Consider the following 17,766-nt stretch of genomic DNA (forward strand, 5'->3'; position numbering starts at 1 on the left):
CAGGTTAAACACCGTATGAATGCTCTAGCCCGCCGCGCCGCTGGCCTGTTGTTCGGCACGCTCTGCCTGCCGCTCGCGGCCTTCGCCGCCGATGTGCAACCCACCCACGAATTCATTCTCGACAACGGCCTGAAGGTAGTCGTGCGTGAAGACCATCGCGCCCCGGTGGTGGTCTCGCAGATCTGGTACAAGGTCGGTTCCAGCTACGAAACCCCGGGCCAGACCGGCTTGTCCCACGCGCTGGAGCACATGATGTTCAAGGGCAGCGCCAAGGTCGGCCCCGGCGAAGCTTCGCGCATCCTGCGAGACCTGGGCGCTGACGAAAACGCCTTTACCAGCGACGACTACACCGCTTATTACCAGGTGCTGGCCCGCGACCGCCTGCCGGTAGCCCTGGAGCTGGAGGCTGACCGCCTGGCCAGCCTGCGCCTGCCTGCCGACGAGTTCAGCCGAGAAATCGAGGTAATCAAGGAAGAACGCCGCCTGCGCACCGACGATCAGCCCAATTCCAAGGCATTCGAGCTGTTCCGCGCCATGGCCTACCCGGCCAGTGGCTACCACACCCCGACCATCGGCTGGATGGCCGACCTTGAGCGCATGAAGGTCGAGGAACTGCGCCACTGGTACGAAAGCTGGTACGCCCCCAACAATGCCACCCTGGTGGTGGTCGGTGATGTTACCGCCGACGAGGTCAAGGGCCTGGCGCAGAAGTACTTCGGCAGCATCCCCAAGCGCGCCGTACCGCCGGCCAAGCTGCCATTGGAGTTGGCCGAGCCTGGCCAGCGTCAACTGACCCTGCATGTACGCACCCAACTGCCCAGCCTGATCTACGGCTTCAACGTGCCCGGCCTGCCCACCGCCAAGGACCCGCGCACCGTGCATGCCCTGCGCCTGATCTCGGCCCTGCTCGATGGCGGCTACAGCGCCCGCATGCCGGCCCGCCTGGAGCGCGGTCAGGAGCTGGTGGCCGGTGCCTCGTCCAGCTACAACGCCTTCACCCGCGGCGACAGCCTGTTCCTGATCTCGGCTACGCCGAACGTGCAGAAGCAAAAAACCCTCGCCGATGTCGAGAAAGGCATCTGGCAGTTGCTTGAAGAACTCAAGACCACCCCACCTAGCGCCGAAGAGCTGGAACGCGTACGCGCCCAGGTCATCGCTGGCCTGGTCTACGACCGCGACTCCATCAGCAGCCAGGCCACCACCATCGGCCAGCTGGAAACCGTCGGATTGTCCTGGAAGCTGATCGACAGCGAACTGGACGAGCTCAAGCGCGTCACCCCGCAGGACATCCAGGACGCCGCGCGCACCTATTTCACCCGTGAACGCCTGAGCGTTGCCCATGTACTGCCCGAGGAGTCCGCTCATGAGTGATCGTCGCGCACCGCGCCCAACCCTGCTGGCCACGGGCATCCGCGCCCTGGCGCTGGCGACAGTGCTGGCCGCACCGGCCTTGGCCGACAACGCCGCCAAGGCAGACACCAGCGCCGCCCGCCCCGCCAACACCTTGCAGTCGCTGGCCGAGCTGGATGGCAAGGCACCCAGCCGGCGTCAGCTGAACATCCAGCACTGGAGCACTGCTGAAGGCGCCCGGGTGCTGTTCGTGGAAGCCCGCGAACTGCCGATGTTCGACCTGCGCGTCACCTTCGCCGCCGGCAGCAGCCAGGACGCAGGAACACCCGGCGTGGCGGCGCTGACCAACGCCATGCTCAACGAGGGTGTGGCCGGCAAGGACGTCACCGCCATCGCCGAAGGTTTCGAAGGCCTGGGCGCAGACTTTGGCAACGGCTCCTACCGCGACATGGCCGTAGCGTCGCTGCGCAGCCTCAGCACCAAGGACAAGCGCGAACCTGCGCTCAAGCTGTTCACCGAAGTGGCCGGCAAACCGACCTTCCCCGAGGACGCCCTCAAGCGCATCAAGAACCAGATGCTGGCCGGCTTCGAATACGAGAAGCAGAACCCCGGCAAAATCGCGGGCAAGGCGCTGTTCGGCAACCTCTACGGTGATCACCCCTACGCCCACCCGAGCGACGGCACCGCCGACAGCATCAACGGCATCACCCTGGCGCAGCTGCGCGCCTTCCATGCCAAAGCCTACACTGCCGGCAACGCGGTCATCGCCCTGGTCGGCGACCTCAGCCGCAGCGAAGCCGAAGCCATCGCCGCCCAGGTGTCCGCCGGCCTGCCCAAAGGCCCGGCGTTGGCCGCACCGGCCCAGCCCGCCGAACCCAAGCCAGGTTTGACCCACATCGACTTCCCGTCCAAGCAAACCCACCTGATGCTGGCCGAACTGGGTATCGACCGCCAGGACCCGGACTGGCCTGCCTTGTCGCTGGGCAACCAGATCCTTGGTGGCGGCGCGTTCGGCACCCGGCTGATGAGCGAAGTGCGTGAGAAGCGCGGCCTGACGTACGGCGTGTACTCGGTGTTCAGCCCGATGCAGGTGCGCGGCCCGTTCATGATCAACCTGCAAACCCGCGCCGAGCTGAGCGAAGGCACGCTGAAGCTGGTGCAGGGCATTCTTGCCGACTACCTCAAACAGGGCCCTACCCAGCAAGAGCTGGACGATGCCAAGCGCGAACTGGCAGGCAGCTTCCCGCTGTCCAATGCCAGCAACGCCAGCATCGTCGGGCAACTGGGTGCCATCGGCTTCTACAACCTGCCGCTGACCTGGCTGGAGGACTTCATGCAGCAGTCCCAGGCCCTCACCGTCGAGCAGGTCAAGGCGGCCATGAACAAACACCTGTCAGCCGATAAACTGGTGATCGTCACCGCTGGCCCGAAAGTGCCACAAAAACCGCTGCCAGCCCCCACTGACAAGCCCTCCGAGCAGCCGCTCGGGGTACCGGAGCACTAATGCCAAGATCCACCCCTCCCGCCCGCCCGCAGTCGGGCCAAAGCAAGGGCCAGGGCCACCTGCGCATCATCGCCGGCGAGTGGCGCAGCCGCCGCCTGGCGGTACCGGAAGGCGAAGGCCTGCGGCCAACGCCTGACCGCGTGCGGGAAACCGTCTTCAACTGGCTGGCACCTTACATCGAGGGTGCCCGCGTGCTGGACGCCTTCACCGGCAGCGGTGCCCTGGTGCTCGAAGCCCTGTCGCGCGGGGCCGAGGACGCCGTGGCACTGGACAGCAATCCGGCGGCCATTGCCAACCTGAAGAACAACCTCGAAATCCTGCGCTGCCCACGCGGGCAGATCCTGCAAACCGATGCCCTGCGCTACCTGCAAGGCCCGGCCAAGCAGCAGTTCGATGTGGTGTTCCTCGACCCGCCGTTCCACCAGGACCTGCTGGCCAACACCTGCAATCTGCTGGAGCAGAATCAGTGGCTGCGCGAACAGGCGTGGGTCTACACCGAAAGCGAAGCCGCGCCTTCAACCTTGCAACTGCCAGGCAACTGGCGCCTGCACCGCGAGAAGAAAACCGGCCAGGTGCACTACGCGCTCTGGCAAAGGGCCACAACCGACCAATAGCGCAGGTACTGTGGCGCTTTTTCATGGCACTCTAGGCAGGCACATCACGAGTCGCCCAGCATGCCCAGCCAAAGCGCCACATTTCGCCCGGCCACCGGCCTTTCCAACCCCCACCTGCAAACCCTGTGGGGGCCCCTGTGGCGCAAGCTGCCTGAACTGCAGCGCAACCGCGAGCGGCTGTGGCTGGCCGACGGCGACTTCATCGACCTCGACTGGCATGGCCCCCATGCAGCACATGCACCGCTGGTGCTTGTGCTGCATGGGCTGACCGGCTCGTCACATTCACCCTACGTCAAAGGCTTGCAGCAAGCGCTGCAAGGGCGCGGTTGGGCCAGCGTGGCAGCGAACTGGCGCGGTTGCTCGGGCGAACCCAACCTGCTACCACGCAGCTACCACTCCGGCGCCAGTGAAGACCTGGCGGAAATTGTCAACCACCTGCGTGCCCAACGCCCCTTGGCGCCACTGTATGCGGTGGGCTACTCGCTGGGTGGCAATGTACTGTTGAAATACCTGGGCGAAAGCGGGGTTGCCAGCCAACTGGAAGCAGCGGTTGCCGTGTCGGTGCCCTTTCGCCTGGACCACTGCGCCGACCGTATCGGCCAGGGTTTCTCCAAGGTGTATCAGGCGCATTTCATGCGCGAGATGCGGGCGTATGTTCAGCTCAAGCAGCGGCACTTCCACAACAACGGCCAGCATGATCGGCTGGCCACATTGGAACGCCTGGGCCAACTGACCAACTTGCGCACATTCTGGGACTTCGACGGCAAAGTCACTGCCCCACTCAACGGATTTCGGGATGCGCACGACTACTATCGCAGTTCATCAAGCCACTTCTTCCTCGGCCAGAACCGCACGCCGACGCTGATCATCCACTCCAGCGATGACCCGTTCGTGTCTGGCCATAGCCTGCCTACGGCCCGAGAATTGGCTCCACAGACCCGCTTCGAACTGCACAGCCGCGGTGGTCATGTGGGTTTTGTCGACGGCAGCCTGCGAAACCCGGGGTACTACCTGGAGCGGCGGATTCCGCAGTGGCTGGTGGACGGCCAATAAGGCGTTCACCGATTACTCGCCAGTGGCTACACCATGCTTCGGATCATTGATCCACTCGCTCCACGACCCGGCATACAGTTTGCCCAACGGATACCCCGCCAACGCCAGCGCAAACAGGTTATGGCAAGCGGTTACCCCTGACCCGCAGTAAGACACCAACTGCTCCGGCGCGCGCCCGGCCAGCTTCTCGGCAAAGCGCTGCTTGAGCTGATCTGCCGATAAGAAGCACCCATCAGCCGCAAGGTTGTCGGTAAACGCCGCGCACTGCGCCCCGGGAATATGCCCCGCCACCGGATCGATCGGCTCCACTTCACCGCGAAAACGCGGCAAGGCACGCGCATCGATCAAGGTCAGGTCACTGCTACCCAGACGCTTGCCCAGATGGTCGGCATCGATCAGCAGCCTGGCGTCCGGCTCACCCTTGAAATTGCCCTCGCGTTTGGGCGGCGGGTCCAGGCTCAGCGGCAGGTGCGCTGCATGCCAGGCCTTCAGGCCACCGTCGAGAATCGCCACACCGCTGCGCTTGCCCAGCCAGACCAACAGCCACCAGGCACGGGCGGCAAAGGCGCCGGGGCCGTCGTCGTACAGCACCACCTCGCTGTCGTTGTCCAGGCCCCACTCACGCAGGCGCGCGACCAGCCGCTGCGCATCGGGCAATGGGTGGCGCCCAGTGCGGCCCTTGCTCACCGGCCCGCTGAGGTCGCGGTCAAGGTCGGCAAAATGCGCCCCGGCAATATGCCCCTGGGCATAGCTGCGTTGGCCATAGTCCACATCCTCAAGGGCAAAACGGCAGTCGAGAATCACCAACTTGGGTGAGTCCAGACGCTCTGCCAACTGCTGCGGGGTGATCAATTGCGCAAGGGGCATGACAATCTCCTGATCGATGGCACTAGGGCCCTGGGTTACTGTTCCAGGGCCTGGTTGAACGGTACATGGAACTCCTGGCACAGGCTGTCCACGGCACTGCGGGCGTTGTCGGTAACGTAGCCGAGTTCAAGCACCAGCACCTGATAGACGCCGCGCTTGAAGGCTTCTTCACCCAAGTGCGCGGAATGTTCACGCGTGGTGCTGAGAAAACGCACCCACGACGTCAGCACGATCCAGGCATTGATGGTCAGCGATTCGATCTGCGCGGGTGACATGGCCAGGATGCCGGCCTCGACAAACCCGCGGTATATCGCCTGGCCCTGGCGCAGGCAGCGTTCGGAAAAGCGCCTGTAGCGGGCGGCCAGCTCCGCGTCGCTTTCCAGCAGATGCTCCAGGTCACGGTGCAGGAAGCGGTAGTTCCACATCGCCGCCAGCAAGGCCTTGAGGTAGAAGCGCTTGTCCTCCACGGTCGCTGCGCGGCCTTGCGGCGGGCGCAGGAAACTGTCCACCAGTTCTTCATACTGGCTGAACAACAGGGCGATGATCGCCTGCTTGTTGGGGAAGTGGTAATACAGGTTGCCGGGCGACATTTCCATGTACGCAGCAATGTGGTTGGTACTGACGCTGCGTTCGCCCTGCTCGTTGAACAGCTCCAGGCTGTTCTGCACGATGCGCTCTCGGGTCTTCATGCGCGGGGCCATGCTCAGCTCCCAGTCTACGGGCATTCTTCAAAGGGCCATCTTACGGCGTATTGCAGGTGGAATGCACCGTTCGAAAGCGTGGAAAAATTCGCACCATGGTCCAAATTAGAGTATAGGCTCTAGAGATTCCCTGCCCGGACTCGACACCGCCATGAACTCGCCCAGTGCCTTGCCCCCTGTGCATTCCGACCTCGACCTTGCAGCGTTGTTCGCAGCCCAATGCCAGGCCTTTGCAGGTAACCCCCTGCCACCTGCCGCCCAGCGCCGGCAATGGCTGAAAAGCCTGCGCCAAGCCCTGCTGGCCGGCCAGGATGAACTGATCGAGGCCATCAGCGAGGACTTTACCGGGCGCAGCGCCGACGAGACCTTGCTGGCCGAGTTGCTGCCTTCGATACAGGGCCTGCGCCACGCCGAAAAACACCTGCAGCGCTGGATGCGCGCCAGCCGGCGACGCGTTGGTCTGGCCTTCCAGCCGGCCAGCGCGCAGGTGCGTTACCAACCGCTAGGGGTGGTGGGTATCATCGTGCCGTGGAACTACCCGCTGTTCCTCGCCATTGGCCCGCTGACCTGCGCACTGGCTGCCGGCAACCGGGTCATGCTCAAGCTCAGCGAAGCCACGCCCGCCAGTGGCCAGGCATTGAAGCAGTTGCTGGCGCGTGTGTTTCCCACCGACCTGGTCAGCGTGGTGCTCGGTGAGGTCGAGGCGGGCCAAGCCTTCGCCCGCCTGCCCTTCGATCACCTGCTGTTCACCGGGGCCACCAGCGTGGGCCGTCAGGTGATGCTGGCTGCGGCGCAGAACCTGACCCCGGTCACCCTGGAGCTAGGCGGCAAGTCGCCGGCCATCGTGTCGGCCGACGTGCCGCTGGACACCGCCGCCGAGCGCATCGCCTTCGGCAAAACCCTCAATGCCGGCCAGACCTGCGTGGCCCCCGACTATGTGCTGGTGCCACGCGAGCGGCTGGAGGCCTTCAGCGACGCCTACCAGCGCGCCGTTCACCGCCTGTACCCGCGTATCGCCAACAACCCTGACTACACCGCCATCATCAACCCGCGCCAACTGCAGCGTTTGCAGCACCTGCTGGACGATGCCCGGGAAAAAGGCGCGCAAGTGCTCGACCTGTACCCTGGCGAAACCCGCCAGGGCCGGCGCCTGCCACCGCACCTGCTGGCGGGGGTGAGCGATGACATGCAGGTGATGCAGGACGAAATCTTCGGCCCGCTGCTGCCACTGGTGCCTTACGACAGCCTCGACCAGGCGTTGGCCTATATCAACCAACGTCCGCGCCCTCTGGCGCTGTACTACTTCGGTTATGACCGGGCCGGCCAAGAGCATGTGCTAAGCCACACCCACTCGGGCGGGGTATGCCTGAACGACACCCTGCTGCATGTGGCTCAGGACGACCTGCCCTTCGGCGGCGTAGGCCCTTCGGGCATGGGCCATTACCACGGCCACGACGGTTTCCTTACGTTCAGCAAGGCCAAGGCCGTGCTGGCCAAGCAGCGTTTCAACGCCGCGCGGCTGATCTACCCACCTTATGGCAAAGCCTTGCAGCGCCTGGTCTACAAGCTGTTCATCCGCTGAGGGCCAGCCGCATGCACCGCCGTGATTTGCTGCGCTTCACCCTTGGCGCCAGCGTCTTTCTGAGCGCAACCAGCCTGGTCGGCTGCACCGGGCAAGCCAGCGCACGGGGTTATCAGGTATTGCGCGACGACGACCTGCCGCTGCTACGGGCGCTGATTCCGGTGGTGCTGGCCGGCACGCTGGCCACCGAAACGTCGGTGCTGCACAGCCTCGACCACAAGCTGGCGGCCTTGTCGCCGGAAATGCTCAAGCTCACCCGGCAACTGTTCGACGTGCTCAGCCTGCCGCTTACGCGTGGCCCGTTGACCGGTGTCTGGGGCGCCTGGGAACAGGCCAGCCCCACCCAAGTCACAGCCTTCCTGCAACGTTGGCAGGACAGCTCACTGAACCTGCTACGCATGGGCCACGCTTCATTGCTGCAACTGCTGCAAATGGCCTGGTACGAACGCCCCGAGTCCTGGGCCGCCTGCGGTTACCCGGGCCCACCGAAAATCTGAAAACAACAAGAGCATCGCCAATGCCTGTAGCCGACCCGTTTCGCCAAGGCCTCGAACGCGGCTGGATCACCCATGACGCGTCACGCCTGGAGCACGACCTTTTGCTGGAGGCCGATATTGCCGTGATTGGCAGCGGTGCCGGCGGCGCCACCAGCGCACACATGCTCAGCGCCGCCGGTTTCAAGGTGCTGTTGATCGAAGAAGGCCCGCTCAAGACCAGCAGCGACTTCCACCTGTTGGAAAACGAAGCCTATGCAACCCTGTATCAGGAGGGCCTGGGGCGCATGAGCAAGGATGGCGCCATCACCATCCTGCAAGGCCGCGCCGTAGGCGGCACCACGTTGGTGAACTGGACGTCGAGCTTTCGTACCCCGCCGCAGACGCTGGCGCACTGGGCCTCGGCCCACGGCGTGACGGGCCTGGGCGAAGATGACCTGCGCCCCTGGTTCGAGCGCATGGAGCAGGACCTGGGCATTACGCCATGGGCCATGCCACCCAACGCCAACAACGACGTACTGCGCCAAGGCTGCGAACAGTTGGGTTACCGCTGGGCGATTATCCCGCGCAACGTACGCGGCTGCTGGAACCTGGGCTACTGCGGCATGGGCTGCCCGGTGAATGCCAAGCAATCGATGTTGGTAACCCGTATTCCCGCCACCCTCGACCATGGAGGCGAACTGCTGTACTTGGCCCGGGCCGAGCGCTTCACCCACAACGGCGAGCGCATCCAGGGCCTCACATGCCTGGCTCTGGATGCCCAAGGCGTACACCCCACCGGTAGGCAGGTCAGCATCCGCGCGCGCCATTACCTGCTCGCCGGCGGCGGCATCAACAGCCCGGCCCTGCTACTGCGTTCCGACGCACCGGACCCTCATGGCCGCCTGGGCAAACGCACCTTCCTGCACCTGGTGAACTTCAGCGCAGCGCACTTCAAGGACCGTATCGACCCTTACTACGGCGCCCCGCAGTCCATCTACAGCGACCACTTCCAGTGGCAAGGCGGCACGGATGGCCCGGTCGGCTACAAACTGGAAGTGCCGCCGCTGCACCCAGCCCTGGCCAGCACCCTGCTGGGCGGGCACGGCCAAGAGAACGCGCAGCGTATGGCCGAGTTGCCGCACACCCATGTGATGTTGGCGCTGCTGCGCGATGGCTTCCACCCTGAGAGCCAGGGCGGTGCCGTGGAACTGCGTGGCGATGGCTCACCGGTGCTCGATTACCCGGTCACCGACTACTTGCGCGACGGCTTGCGTCGCGCCTACCGCAGCATGGCGCAGATCCAGTTTGCCGCCGGCGCTACCCAGGTCACCCCCGTGCACAGCGATGCCAGCGCCACGTCCAGCCTGGAACAGGCCTTGGCCATGATCGACACGTTGCGCCTGGAACCCTTCCGCACACGCCTGGGCAGCGCCCATGTGATGGGGGGCTGTGCGCTGGGCGAAGACCCGCGCCAAGCGGTGTGTGACAGCCTGGGCCGTCACCACCAGCTGGAAAACCTGTCCGTCCACGACGGTTCGCTGTTCCCCACCAGCATCGGCGCGAACCCGCAACTGTCGGTGTATGCCATCAGCGCCAAGCTCACCGAAGCACTGATCGCCCGCCTGGCACGCAATGCATGACAACGAATACGCCCCCTGTCTATAGTGCCATCAGCCGGCCGCATGACTTGGCCGAGGCGCCGTCGCTGCGCTACCATCCGACTCCCCAACGCACTCCAGCCAGGATGACGCGATGAACCGAGTGTTGTACCCGGGTACTTTCGACCCCATTACCAAAGGCCATGGCGACCTGGTCGAGCGCGCCTCGCGACTGTTCGATCATGTGATCATCGCAGTGGCGGCCAGCCCGAAGAAAAACCCCCTGTTCCCGCTGGAACAACGGGTGGCGCTAGCCCGTGAGGTCACCAAGCACCTGCCCAATGTCGAAGTCATCGGCTTCTCTTCCCTGTTGGCGCATTTCGCCAAGGAACAGGGCGCCAACGTCTTCCTGCGTGGCCTGCGTGCCGTGTCCGACTTCGAATACGAGTTCCAGTTGGCGAACATGAACCGGCAACTGGCCCCCGATGTCGAGAGCCTGTTCCTCACACCTTCCGAGCGCTATTCGTTCATTTCCTCGACGTTGGTCCGGGAGATCGCTGCGTTGGGCGGAGATATCAGCAAGTTCGTCCATCCGGTGGTGGCCGACGCGCTGACCGAACGCTTCAAGAAGTAAGCCCCATCGCCTGATTGTCGCGCCCGCGTGCACTGCGGGCGCGAATGCGGCACAATTGTGCCCATTGCGTTGAACATGCCCGGGCCAAGAGCCCCGGCCGGAGTCCCCATGTCCCTGATCATCACCGACGATTGCATCAACTGCGACGTCTGCGAACCCGAGTGCCCGAACGAGGCTATCTCCCAAGGCGAAGAGATCTATGTGATCGACCCTAACCTGTGCACCCAGTGCGTGGGCCACTACGACGAGCCGCAGTGCCAGCAGGTCTGCCCGGTCGACTGCATCCCGCTGGATGAAGCCCACCCAGAAACCGAAGAGCAGCTGATGGCCAAGTACCGCCGCATTACCGGCAAGGACTGATCGCCGCCTGGCAAGGGCCTCGCCCTTGCCTCAGCGCTGGCAACGCGGGCAGTACACGCTCGCCCGCTGCCCCAGCTTCACCTCGCGCAACACCGTGCCACACACCTTGCACGGCTGCCCACCGCGACCATAGACGAATAATTCCTGCTGGAAGTACCCCGGCTGCCCATCGCCACCAATAAAGTCGCGCAGGGTGGTACCCCCTTGCTCGATTGCCGCCGCCAGCACCCGCTTGATCTCGATCGCCAGCTTCAAGTAGCGCGCCCGGGAAATCCCGCCCGCCTCCCGGCGTGGGTCGATCCCCGCAGCAAACAGCGCCTCGGTGGCGTAGATGTTGCCCACCCCCACCACCACGGCGTTGTCCATGATGAACGGCTTGACCGCCATCGACCGCCCGCGGGACAGCTGAAACAGGCGCTCACCGTCGAACAGATCAGTCAGCGGCTCAGGCCCAAGGCGCAGCAGCAGCTCGTGGTTCAGCGGGTCCAGGCTCCAGAGCATGGCGCCAAAGCGGCGCGGGTCGGTGTAACGCAGCATCAGCCCCGACTCCAGCTCGATATCGACATGCTCATGTTTGGCCGCCGGCAAGCCCAGTTCGACCAGCCGCAAGTTGCCCGACATGCCCAGGTGGCTGATCAAGGTACCGACCTCGGCATTGATCAACAGGTACTTGGCGCGCCGCTCGACACTGACAATGCGCTGCCCCGACAGACGCACATCCAGGTCTTCCGGGATCGGCCAGCGCAAGCGCCGGTCACGCACCACCACGCGGCTGACGCGCTGGCCTTCCAGGTGGGGCGCTATACCGCGCCGGGTGGTTTCTACTTCGGGTAATTCCGGCATGTGTCAGTGCCCGCCCAGCTCGCGAATGTTCTGCTTGAGGTTTTCGAAATCGTATTCCGACAAGCCAATGTAATCGAGCACCAGCGGGCCCACCACGTTCCATTCATGATCCACCGCCTGGTTGCCCAGCACCCGGTAGGAGGCGCAGATATGCTCGGCCATCTTCAGCACCGCCAACAGGTTTTTCAGCTGGCTCTGGGTATTGCGCGAACTCTCGTCGCGGAACACCGCCAGGGCATTGTGGTGGTTGGCGATGGCTGCACTGAGGTGCTCGGGCAGGCGCCAGGACTTGGCGGTGAAATAGCCGACCACCGAATGGTTGGTGTTGAACGTGTGGTTTTCGGTATCGACCACGCGGGTTTCTTCACCAGCCTTGGCATAGGCCTCTTCCAGCACATCCATGTAGTTGGGGAAGCGCTTGAGCATCAGCGGCACGCCGCAGTCATGGAACAAGCCCAAGGTATAGGCCTCGTCCGCAGCCTGGATGCCGGTGCGCTTGGCCAGGGTCAGGCAGGTGTTCGCCACGTCCTGGGCAGTATCCCAGAAGCGGTTGAGGGTAACGATGGTCTCGTCACTCATCTCGCCCTTGATCGACTGGGCGTTGATCAGGTTGATGATCGAACGGCTGCCCAGCAGGTTCACCGCGCGCTGGATCGAACCAATCTTGTTGGAAAGCCCGAAATGCGGCGAGTTGACCAGCTTGAGCAAGGCACCGGAGAGGCCCGGGTCCTGGGAAATCAACTTGGCGATGGTTTCCAGGTCAGGGTCTGGCATGTACTGCTCGAACTGCAGGTCGACCATGATCTGCGGTTGCGGCGGGATGGTAATGCCTTGCAAGGCTTGCTGGATCTGTTCGGCGCTGAGTTCTTGGGACATACGTGCACACTCGTTTAGGACCGGGGATTCTAACCCAGTTGAGCGCGCAAGCGCTTTGTCGCGCCCTCGAACCGAAGTGCGGGCCAACAGGGTATACTCCCGCTCTTTTTTCCCGGAGCGACGTCATGTCCCTGCCCAGCCTTCGCCTCAAAGCCAATGCCGACCGCCGCCTGCGCGCCGGCCACCTGTGGGTCTACAGCAACGAAGTCGACGTCACTGCGACCCCGCTGCAAGGCTTCCAGGCCGGCCAGCAGGCCGTTCTCGAGGCAGCCAACGGCAAGCCGCTGGGCATCGTTGCACTCAGCCCGAACAACCTGATCTGCGCCCGCTTGCTGTCGCGCGACATCAAGCTGCCGCTGGACAAGTCGCTGCTGGTTCACCGCCTGAACGTGGCCCTGTCGCTGCGCGAGCGCCTGTTCGACCAGCCGTGCTACCGCCTGGTCTATGGCGACTCCGACCTGCTGCCGGGCCTGGTGGTCGACCGCTTCTTCGACATCCTCGTGGTGCAGCTGGCCTCGGCCACCATGGAAGCGCACAAGGACGACGTGATCGCTGCCCTGGTGCAGGTGCTCAAGCCTAGCGGCATCCTGTTCAAGAACGATTCCGCCGCGCGCGATGCCGAAGGCCTGCAGCGCTACGTCGAGACCGTGTACGGCGAAGTACCGGACTGGGTGCCGCTGGAAGAGAACGGCGTCAAGTTCGAAGCCCCGGTGCGTGAAGGCCAGAAAACCGGCTGGTTCTACGACCACCGTATGAACCGTGCACGTCTGGCCCCCTATGTGAAGGGCAAGCGTGTCCTCGACCTGTTCAGCTACATCGGTGGCTGGGGCGTGCAAGCCGGTGCCTTCGGCGCCAGCGAAGTGTTCTGCGTCGATGCCTCGGGCTTCGCCCTGGACGGCGTGGAGCGTAACGCCGCACTGAACGGCATCAGCGAGAAACTGACCTGCATCGAAGGCGACGTATTTGAAGCGCTGCGCGAGCTGAAGGCCGCCGAAGAACGCTTCGACGTGATCATTGCCGACCCACCCGCCTTCATCAAGCGCAAGAAAGACCTGAAAAACGGTGAAGCGGCCTACCGTCGCCTCAACGAACAGGCCATGCGCATGCTCAACAAGGACGGCATTCTGGTCAGCGCCTCGTGCTCGATGCACCTGCCTGAGGATGACCTGAACAACATCCTGCTGACCAGCGCCCGCCACCTGGACCGCAACATGCAACTGCTCGAGCGCGGTGGCCAGGGCCCAGACCACCCGGTGCACCCGGCCATTGCCGAAACCCGCTACATCAAGAGCATCACCTGCCGGTTGCTGCCAAACAGTTAAGGACAATTTCCGGACTTAACGCTCGCGGCCTCGGCGCACACAGCCGAGGCCCTTCCTTCACCTCGTACAACACTGTTAATACATGGCGGGCACCTAGCATTTTTGCCAGTTGCCTTCGCCAAGTCGCGGGATTCCAATAGGCCACCCAATCGGGTAATCCTTGGAGGCTACGCCAATGAACAACGACCCGCATCAAGTAGAATTAAAGGCACCCACACTCAAAGAAGCAAACGACGAAAATTTCGTACCGCTCGAAACTTTGAACACGGGCATCACTGTGATCATTCCTTGGTCGGACCTGTTTGAGAAAGGCGACCACATCACAATAAACGTGGGCACCGCAGTCAGCTTTTTCCTCATAGCAGAAGAAAACATTGGCAGCACGATGGAACACTTCATCCCTGGCGAGAGACTACGCGAGGAACATGGGCGCCGCGTTAATCTTTCTTACCTAAACGTTAGAATACCCGAGAATACCCCGCCCCCCACAAATTATGATTTTGGGGCAGAGCTTTACCGTCCTGTTATTGATAATTTACAGAATGGAGTCCTTCCGTGGGACACTGTGGAAAATGGCTTTAGCATATCAATACCCATTTACCCTGACGCAACGCTAGCCGATATCGTTCGACTCTTCTTCGTTGGATCCTATCCACGCTCCAGCGGAATAATTGACGTACCTCTCGAAAATCTGGATGAACCTGTCGATATCAGTATCGACAAAGCGCTATCCATCCAGACAAATGGAGGAGAAGTTCACGTCATCTATCAAATCATCCGCGATGGCAAGACACGCACCTCCCCTTCAATAAGTTTCATGAGCGAAGCTCAAATTTCCGCCCCAAATCCCGCACACATAATTCAAGCTGGCGAGTGCAGTCCCACCTTCATGGACCGCGTCGGGTCTGGCACAGGAAAAATGGCATTTAGCACAGAGCTGGGCGCACCACTACAAGGGGGCGAAGAGGTTTTCCTGTTAGCACTGAATAGCGCATACATCCAGAATGAGATTTCTCAAACAACCATAACAGCGCCTACAAAAACAGTAGAGCACACACTTTCAAAATCCACACTTTCTTACCTAGGAACCTTCAAACTAATAGCACTGATACACACTTCATCAGGCACCTACACGTCTAACACGCACGTCGTAACGCTGGCCTAAAACACAGCCCAAAGCAGTAGACTCATACTAAACTTGCACGGAAGCCCTTCGACAAACCCGAGACGACCGCTCGCTGAGTACCAGATATCGGTTCGTACTGAACCGATATCTGGAGGCCTATAGAGGCATCGTTTGCAAAGCCGCACCTGCAGCACCTGAAACTGCCGAAAAGCACACCGACGTGATCATGGGCACCCTAGCGTAATCATATGCCCAGCACATACGAAGCAATCCCGAAGTACACCAGCAGCAGCAGGAAGAACACCAGCACAATGTGCGCGGCAATGGTTTCCTCGAACACCGCAATCCCCGCCCCCGAGAACAGGTTGCCGAAGACCAGCAACACCAGCCACAGCACCCGTTTGCGGTACAACAGGCTGACGGTGGCGTCGCGCAGGTTGCCCACATGGTTGGTGATTGAGGCGCCGACGCAGGCACCCGCGCACCTCAGCCACACGGGCTCAAGCCTTCGGAAGCCCTGGCGACGACGCGCTCAGTGCCAATTTGCGAGTTCGGTATGAACTGAAACTGGGAAGGTCCATTGAGGGTGTATCTCGTGAAGCCGCACATGCGGCGGTCGGATCTATAGTCAGCTTGGGACGGCAGGTCAGCCCCTGGACCGGCGTTTCGGAAGCGTCCTACAAGCGACCGGTCATTAGGTGAAAGCCACCGCCCAGACACATCCCCATTCCCTCGCCGCGCCAGCGGTGTAGAATCGGCCTATTCATCGCCAGTCATCCCCGGCGGGTTTATGAGCTCTGGCCAAGCACGCGGCGATCCCGTGGTGTCTTCGGCCCCATCCGTGCCAGTGGCAACCGGCCTGCGGCACAAAGGACAAGAGAAGCTCACTCCCCTTTATGTGACCTGATTAAGCCGCCAGGAGTGCTTCATGCCTGATTATCGTTCCAAGACGTCCACCCAAGGCCGCAACATGGCCGGCGCCCGTGCCCTGTGGCGCGCCACCGGGATGAAGGACGAAGACTTCAAGAAACCGATCATCGCCATCGCCAACTCGTTCACCCAGTTCGTCCCGGGCCATGTGCACCTGAAGGACCTGGGCCAGCTGGTCGCCCGCGAAATCGAGCGCGCCGGTGGTGTGGCCAAGGAATTCAACACCATCGCGGTCGATGACGGCATCGCCATGGGCCACGACGGCATGCTGTACTCGCTGCCAAGCCGCGAGATCATTGCCGACGCCGTGGAATACATGGTCAACGCCCACTGCGCCGACGCCATCGTGTGCATCTCCAACTGCGACAAGATCACCCCCGGCATGCTGATGGCCGCCCTGCGCCTGAACATCCCGGTGATCTTCGTTTCCGGCGGCCCGATGGAAGCCGGCAAGACCAAGCTGGCCAGCCACGGCCTGGACCTGGTCGACGCCATGGTCATCGCGGCCGACTCCTCGGCTTCGGACGAAAAAGTCGCCGAATACGAGCGTAGTGCCTGCCCGACCTGCGGTTCGTGCTCCGGCATGTTCACCGCCAACTCGATGAACTGCCTGACCGAAGCCCTGGGCCTGGCCCTGCCGGGCAACGGCTCGACCCTGGCCACCCACGCCGACCGCGAGCAGCTGTTCCTCACCGCCGGCCGCACCATCGTCGAGCTGTGCAAGCGCTACTACGGCGAGAACGACGAGTCGGTACTGCCGCGTAGCATCGCCAACTTCAAGGCGTTCGAAAACGCCATGATGCTCGACATCGCCATGGGCGGTTCGACCAACACCATCCTGCACCTGCTGGCCGCAGCCCAGGAAGGCGAAGTGGAGTTCGACCTGCGTGACATCGACCGCTTGTCGCGCAAAGTGCCACAGCTGTGCAAAGTGGCGCCGAACATCCAGAAGTACCACATGGAAGACGTGCACCGCGCCGGCGGCATCTTCAGCATCCTCGGCTCGCTGGCCCGTGGCGGCCTGCTGCACACCGACCTGCCGACCGTGCACAGCCGCAGCATGGAAGAAGCCATCGCCAAATGGGACATCACCCAGACCGATGACGAAGCCGTGCACACCTTCTTCAAGGCCGGCCCTGCCGGTATCCCGACCCAGACTGCGTTCAGCCAGTCGACCCGTTGGGAAACCCTCGATGACGACCGTGAAAACGGCTGCATCCGCAGCTTCGAGCACGCCTACTCGCAAGAAGGCGGTCTGGCTGTGCTGTACGGCAACATCGCCCTCGACGGCTGCGTGGTGAAAACCGCCGGTGTCGACGAGTCGATCCATGTGTTCGAAGGCAACGCCAAGATCTTCGAGAGCCAGGACAGCGCCGTGCGCGGCATCCTCGCCGACGAAGTGAAGGCCGGCGATATCGTGATCATCCGCTACGAAGGCCCGAAAGGCGGCCCGGGCATGCAGGAGATGCTGTACCCGACCTCGTACCTGAAGTCCAAAGGCCTGGGCAAGGCTTGTGCCCTGCTGACCGACGGCCGTTTCTCGGGCGGTACCTCGGGCCTGTCGATCGGCCACGCCTCGCCGGAAGCGGCTGCTGGCGGCGCCATCGGCCTGGTGCGCGACGGCGACAAGGTATTGATCGACATCCCTAACCGTTCGATCAACCTGCTTGTCAGCGACGAAGAGCTGGCCGAGCGCCGCATCGAGCAGGACAAGAAGGGCTGGAAGCCTGCCGAAGTACGCCCACGCAAGGTGACCACCGCGCTGAAGGCCTATGCCCTGCTGGCAACCAGTGCCGACAAGGGTGCCGTGCGCAACAAGGCGATGTTGGAAGGCCTGTAAGAAGCGTCTGAAAACACCAACCGGCGCCCCGTGCGCCGGTTTTTTTTTGCTTTTCGCTCCCATACTGCCTAAAAAGCAGCCTCGGGGGGA

The 17,766-nt window shown here is 62.8% G+C and carries 17 protein-coding genes; 12 read left to right on the forward strand and 5 right to left on the reverse strand.

Features of this window, described 5'->3' with window-relative positions; all coding sequences use genetic code 11:
- Positions 1-15: 15 nt before the first annotated feature.
- Genes QQL85_RS06595 through QQL85_RS06610 form a run of 4 tightly spaced genes read left to right on the forward strand, consistent with a single transcriptional unit; the run spans position 16 to position 4,521 of the window.
- Positions 16-1,371, forward strand: a complete 1,356-nt coding sequence (locus QQL85_RS06595; protein ID WP_284353112.1) for a M16 family metallopeptidase — start codon at positions 16-18, stop codon at positions 1,369-1,371.
- Positions 1,364-2,854: a M16 family metallopeptidase gene (locus QQL85_RS06600; RefSeq protein WP_284353111.1), complete on the forward strand. Its 1,491-nt coding sequence runs from the start codon at positions 1,364-1,366 to the stop codon at positions 2,852-2,854. The genes QQL85_RS06595 and QQL85_RS06600 overlap by 8 nt, the downstream gene beginning before the upstream one ends.
- Positions 2,854-3,468 (forward strand): 16S rRNA (guanine(966)-N(2))-methyltransferase RsmD, encoded by a 615-nt coding sequence (gene rsmD / locus QQL85_RS06605; protein ID WP_060498072.1) that lies wholly within the window; start codon positions 2,854-2,856, stop codon positions 3,466-3,468. The genes QQL85_RS06600 and rsmD overlap by 1 nt, the downstream gene beginning before the upstream one ends.
- 60 nt (positions 3,469-3,528) lie before the next feature.
- Complete coding sequence (locus QQL85_RS06610; protein WP_284353110.1) at positions 3,529-4,521, forward strand: hydrolase; 993 nt, start codon at positions 3,529-3,531, stop codon at positions 4,519-4,521.
- A gap of 12 nt (positions 4,522-4,533) precedes the next feature.
- Here QQL85_RS06610 and QQL85_RS06615 read toward each other — a convergent pair whose 3' ends face one another.
- Together QQL85_RS06615 and QQL85_RS06620 are read right to left on the reverse strand one after the other, a co-directional pair.
- On the reverse strand, positions 4,534-5,388 hold the full coding sequence (locus tag QQL85_RS06615) for a sulfurtransferase (RefSeq protein ID WP_284353109.1): 855 nt from the start codon (positions 5,386-5,388) through the stop codon (positions 4,534-4,536).
- 35 nt (positions 5,389-5,423) lie between these two features.
- Positions 5,424-6,089 carry a TetR/AcrR family transcriptional regulator gene (locus tag QQL85_RS06620; protein ID WP_284353456.1) on the reverse strand — a complete coding sequence of 222 codons (666 nt, stop codon included), beginning with the start codon at positions 6,087-6,089 and terminating at the stop codon, positions 5,424-5,426.
- Between the two features lie 151 nt (positions 6,090-6,240).
- Between QQL85_RS06620 and QQL85_RS06625 the strand changes: the two genes are divergently transcribed.
- The 5 genes from QQL85_RS06625 to QQL85_RS06645 all read left to right on the forward strand — a co-directional run bounded on the left by QQL85_RS06625 (position 6,241) and on the right by QQL85_RS06645 (position 10,739).
- Entirely contained in the window at positions 6,241-7,671 is a 1,431-nt protein-coding gene (locus QQL85_RS06625) for a coniferyl aldehyde dehydrogenase (protein ID WP_284353108.1), read from the forward strand.
- Positions 7,672-7,682: 11 nt separating this feature from the next.
- The gene (locus QQL85_RS06630) at positions 7,683-8,168 is read left to right on the forward strand and encodes a twin-arginine translocation pathway signal protein (protein WP_284353107.1); all 486 of its coding nucleotides are present in this window, start codon (positions 7,683-7,685) and stop codon (positions 8,166-8,168) included.
- 20 nt (positions 8,169-8,188) lie between these two features.
- The gene (locus QQL85_RS06635; protein WP_284353106.1) at positions 8,189-9,787 is read left to right on the forward strand and encodes a GMC family oxidoreductase; all 1,599 of its coding nucleotides are present in this window, start codon (positions 8,189-8,191) and stop codon (positions 9,785-9,787) included.
- Between the two features lie 112 nt (positions 9,788-9,899).
- Positions 9,900-10,379 (forward strand): pantetheine-phosphate adenylyltransferase, encoded by a 480-nt coding sequence (gene coaD, locus QQL85_RS06640; protein ID WP_016502083.1) that lies wholly within the window; start codon positions 9,900-9,902, stop codon positions 10,377-10,379.
- 108 nt (positions 10,380-10,487) lie between these two features.
- On the forward strand, positions 10,488-10,739 hold the full coding sequence (locus QQL85_RS06645; protein ID WP_016489663.1) for a YfhL family 4Fe-4S dicluster ferredoxin: 252 nt from the start codon (positions 10,488-10,490) through the stop codon (positions 10,737-10,739).
- 30 nt (positions 10,740-10,769) lie between these two features.
- Here the strand turns inward: QQL85_RS06645 and mutM are convergent, their stop codons facing one another.
- Positions 10,770-11,582, reverse strand: coding sequence for a bifunctional DNA-formamidopyrimidine glycosylase/DNA-(apurinic or apyrimidinic site) lyase (mutM, locus tag QQL85_RS06650; RefSeq protein ID WP_284353105.1), 813 nt, complete (start codon positions 11,580-11,582; stop codon positions 10,770-10,772).
- A 3-nt stretch (positions 11,583-11,585) separates the two neighbouring features.
- Positions 11,586-12,404, reverse strand: a complete 819-nt coding sequence (locus tag QQL85_RS06655) for an HDOD domain-containing protein (protein ID WP_284353455.1) — start codon at positions 12,402-12,404, stop codon at positions 11,586-11,588.
- A gap of 179 nt (positions 12,405-12,583) precedes the next feature.
- Between QQL85_RS06655 and QQL85_RS06660 the strand changes: the two genes are divergently transcribed.
- A complete protein-coding gene (locus tag QQL85_RS06660) occupies positions 12,584-13,780 on the forward strand; it encodes a class I SAM-dependent rRNA methyltransferase (RefSeq protein WP_016489666.1) in 1,197 nt (398 codons plus the stop codon).
- A gap of 175 nt (positions 13,781-13,955) precedes the next feature.
- On the forward strand, positions 13,956-14,945 hold the full coding sequence (locus QQL85_RS06665; protein ID WP_284353104.1) for a hypothetical protein: 990 nt from the start codon (positions 13,956-13,958) through the stop codon (positions 14,943-14,945).
- 205 nt (positions 14,946-15,150) lie between these two features.
- Here QQL85_RS06665 and QQL85_RS06670 read toward each other — a convergent pair whose 3' ends face one another.
- Complete coding sequence (locus QQL85_RS06670) at positions 15,151-15,402, reverse strand: hypothetical protein (RefSeq protein WP_284353103.1); 252 nt, start codon at positions 15,400-15,402, stop codon at positions 15,151-15,153.
- A gap of 432 nt (positions 15,403-15,834) precedes the next feature.
- Here QQL85_RS06670 and ilvD point away from each other — a divergent pair, with 432 nt between their 5' ends.
- Positions 15,835-17,676: a dihydroxy-acid dehydratase gene (ilvD, locus tag QQL85_RS06675; protein ID WP_284353102.1), complete on the forward strand. Its 1,842-nt coding sequence runs from the start codon at positions 15,835-15,837 to the stop codon at positions 17,674-17,676.
- Positions 17,677-17,766: the final 90 nt, after the last annotated feature.

The sequence above is a fragment of the Pseudomonas putida genome, assembly GCF_030159595.1.
Lineage (GTDB): Bacteria > Pseudomonadota > Gammaproteobacteria > Pseudomonadales > Pseudomonadaceae > Aquipseudomonas > Aquipseudomonas putida_AC.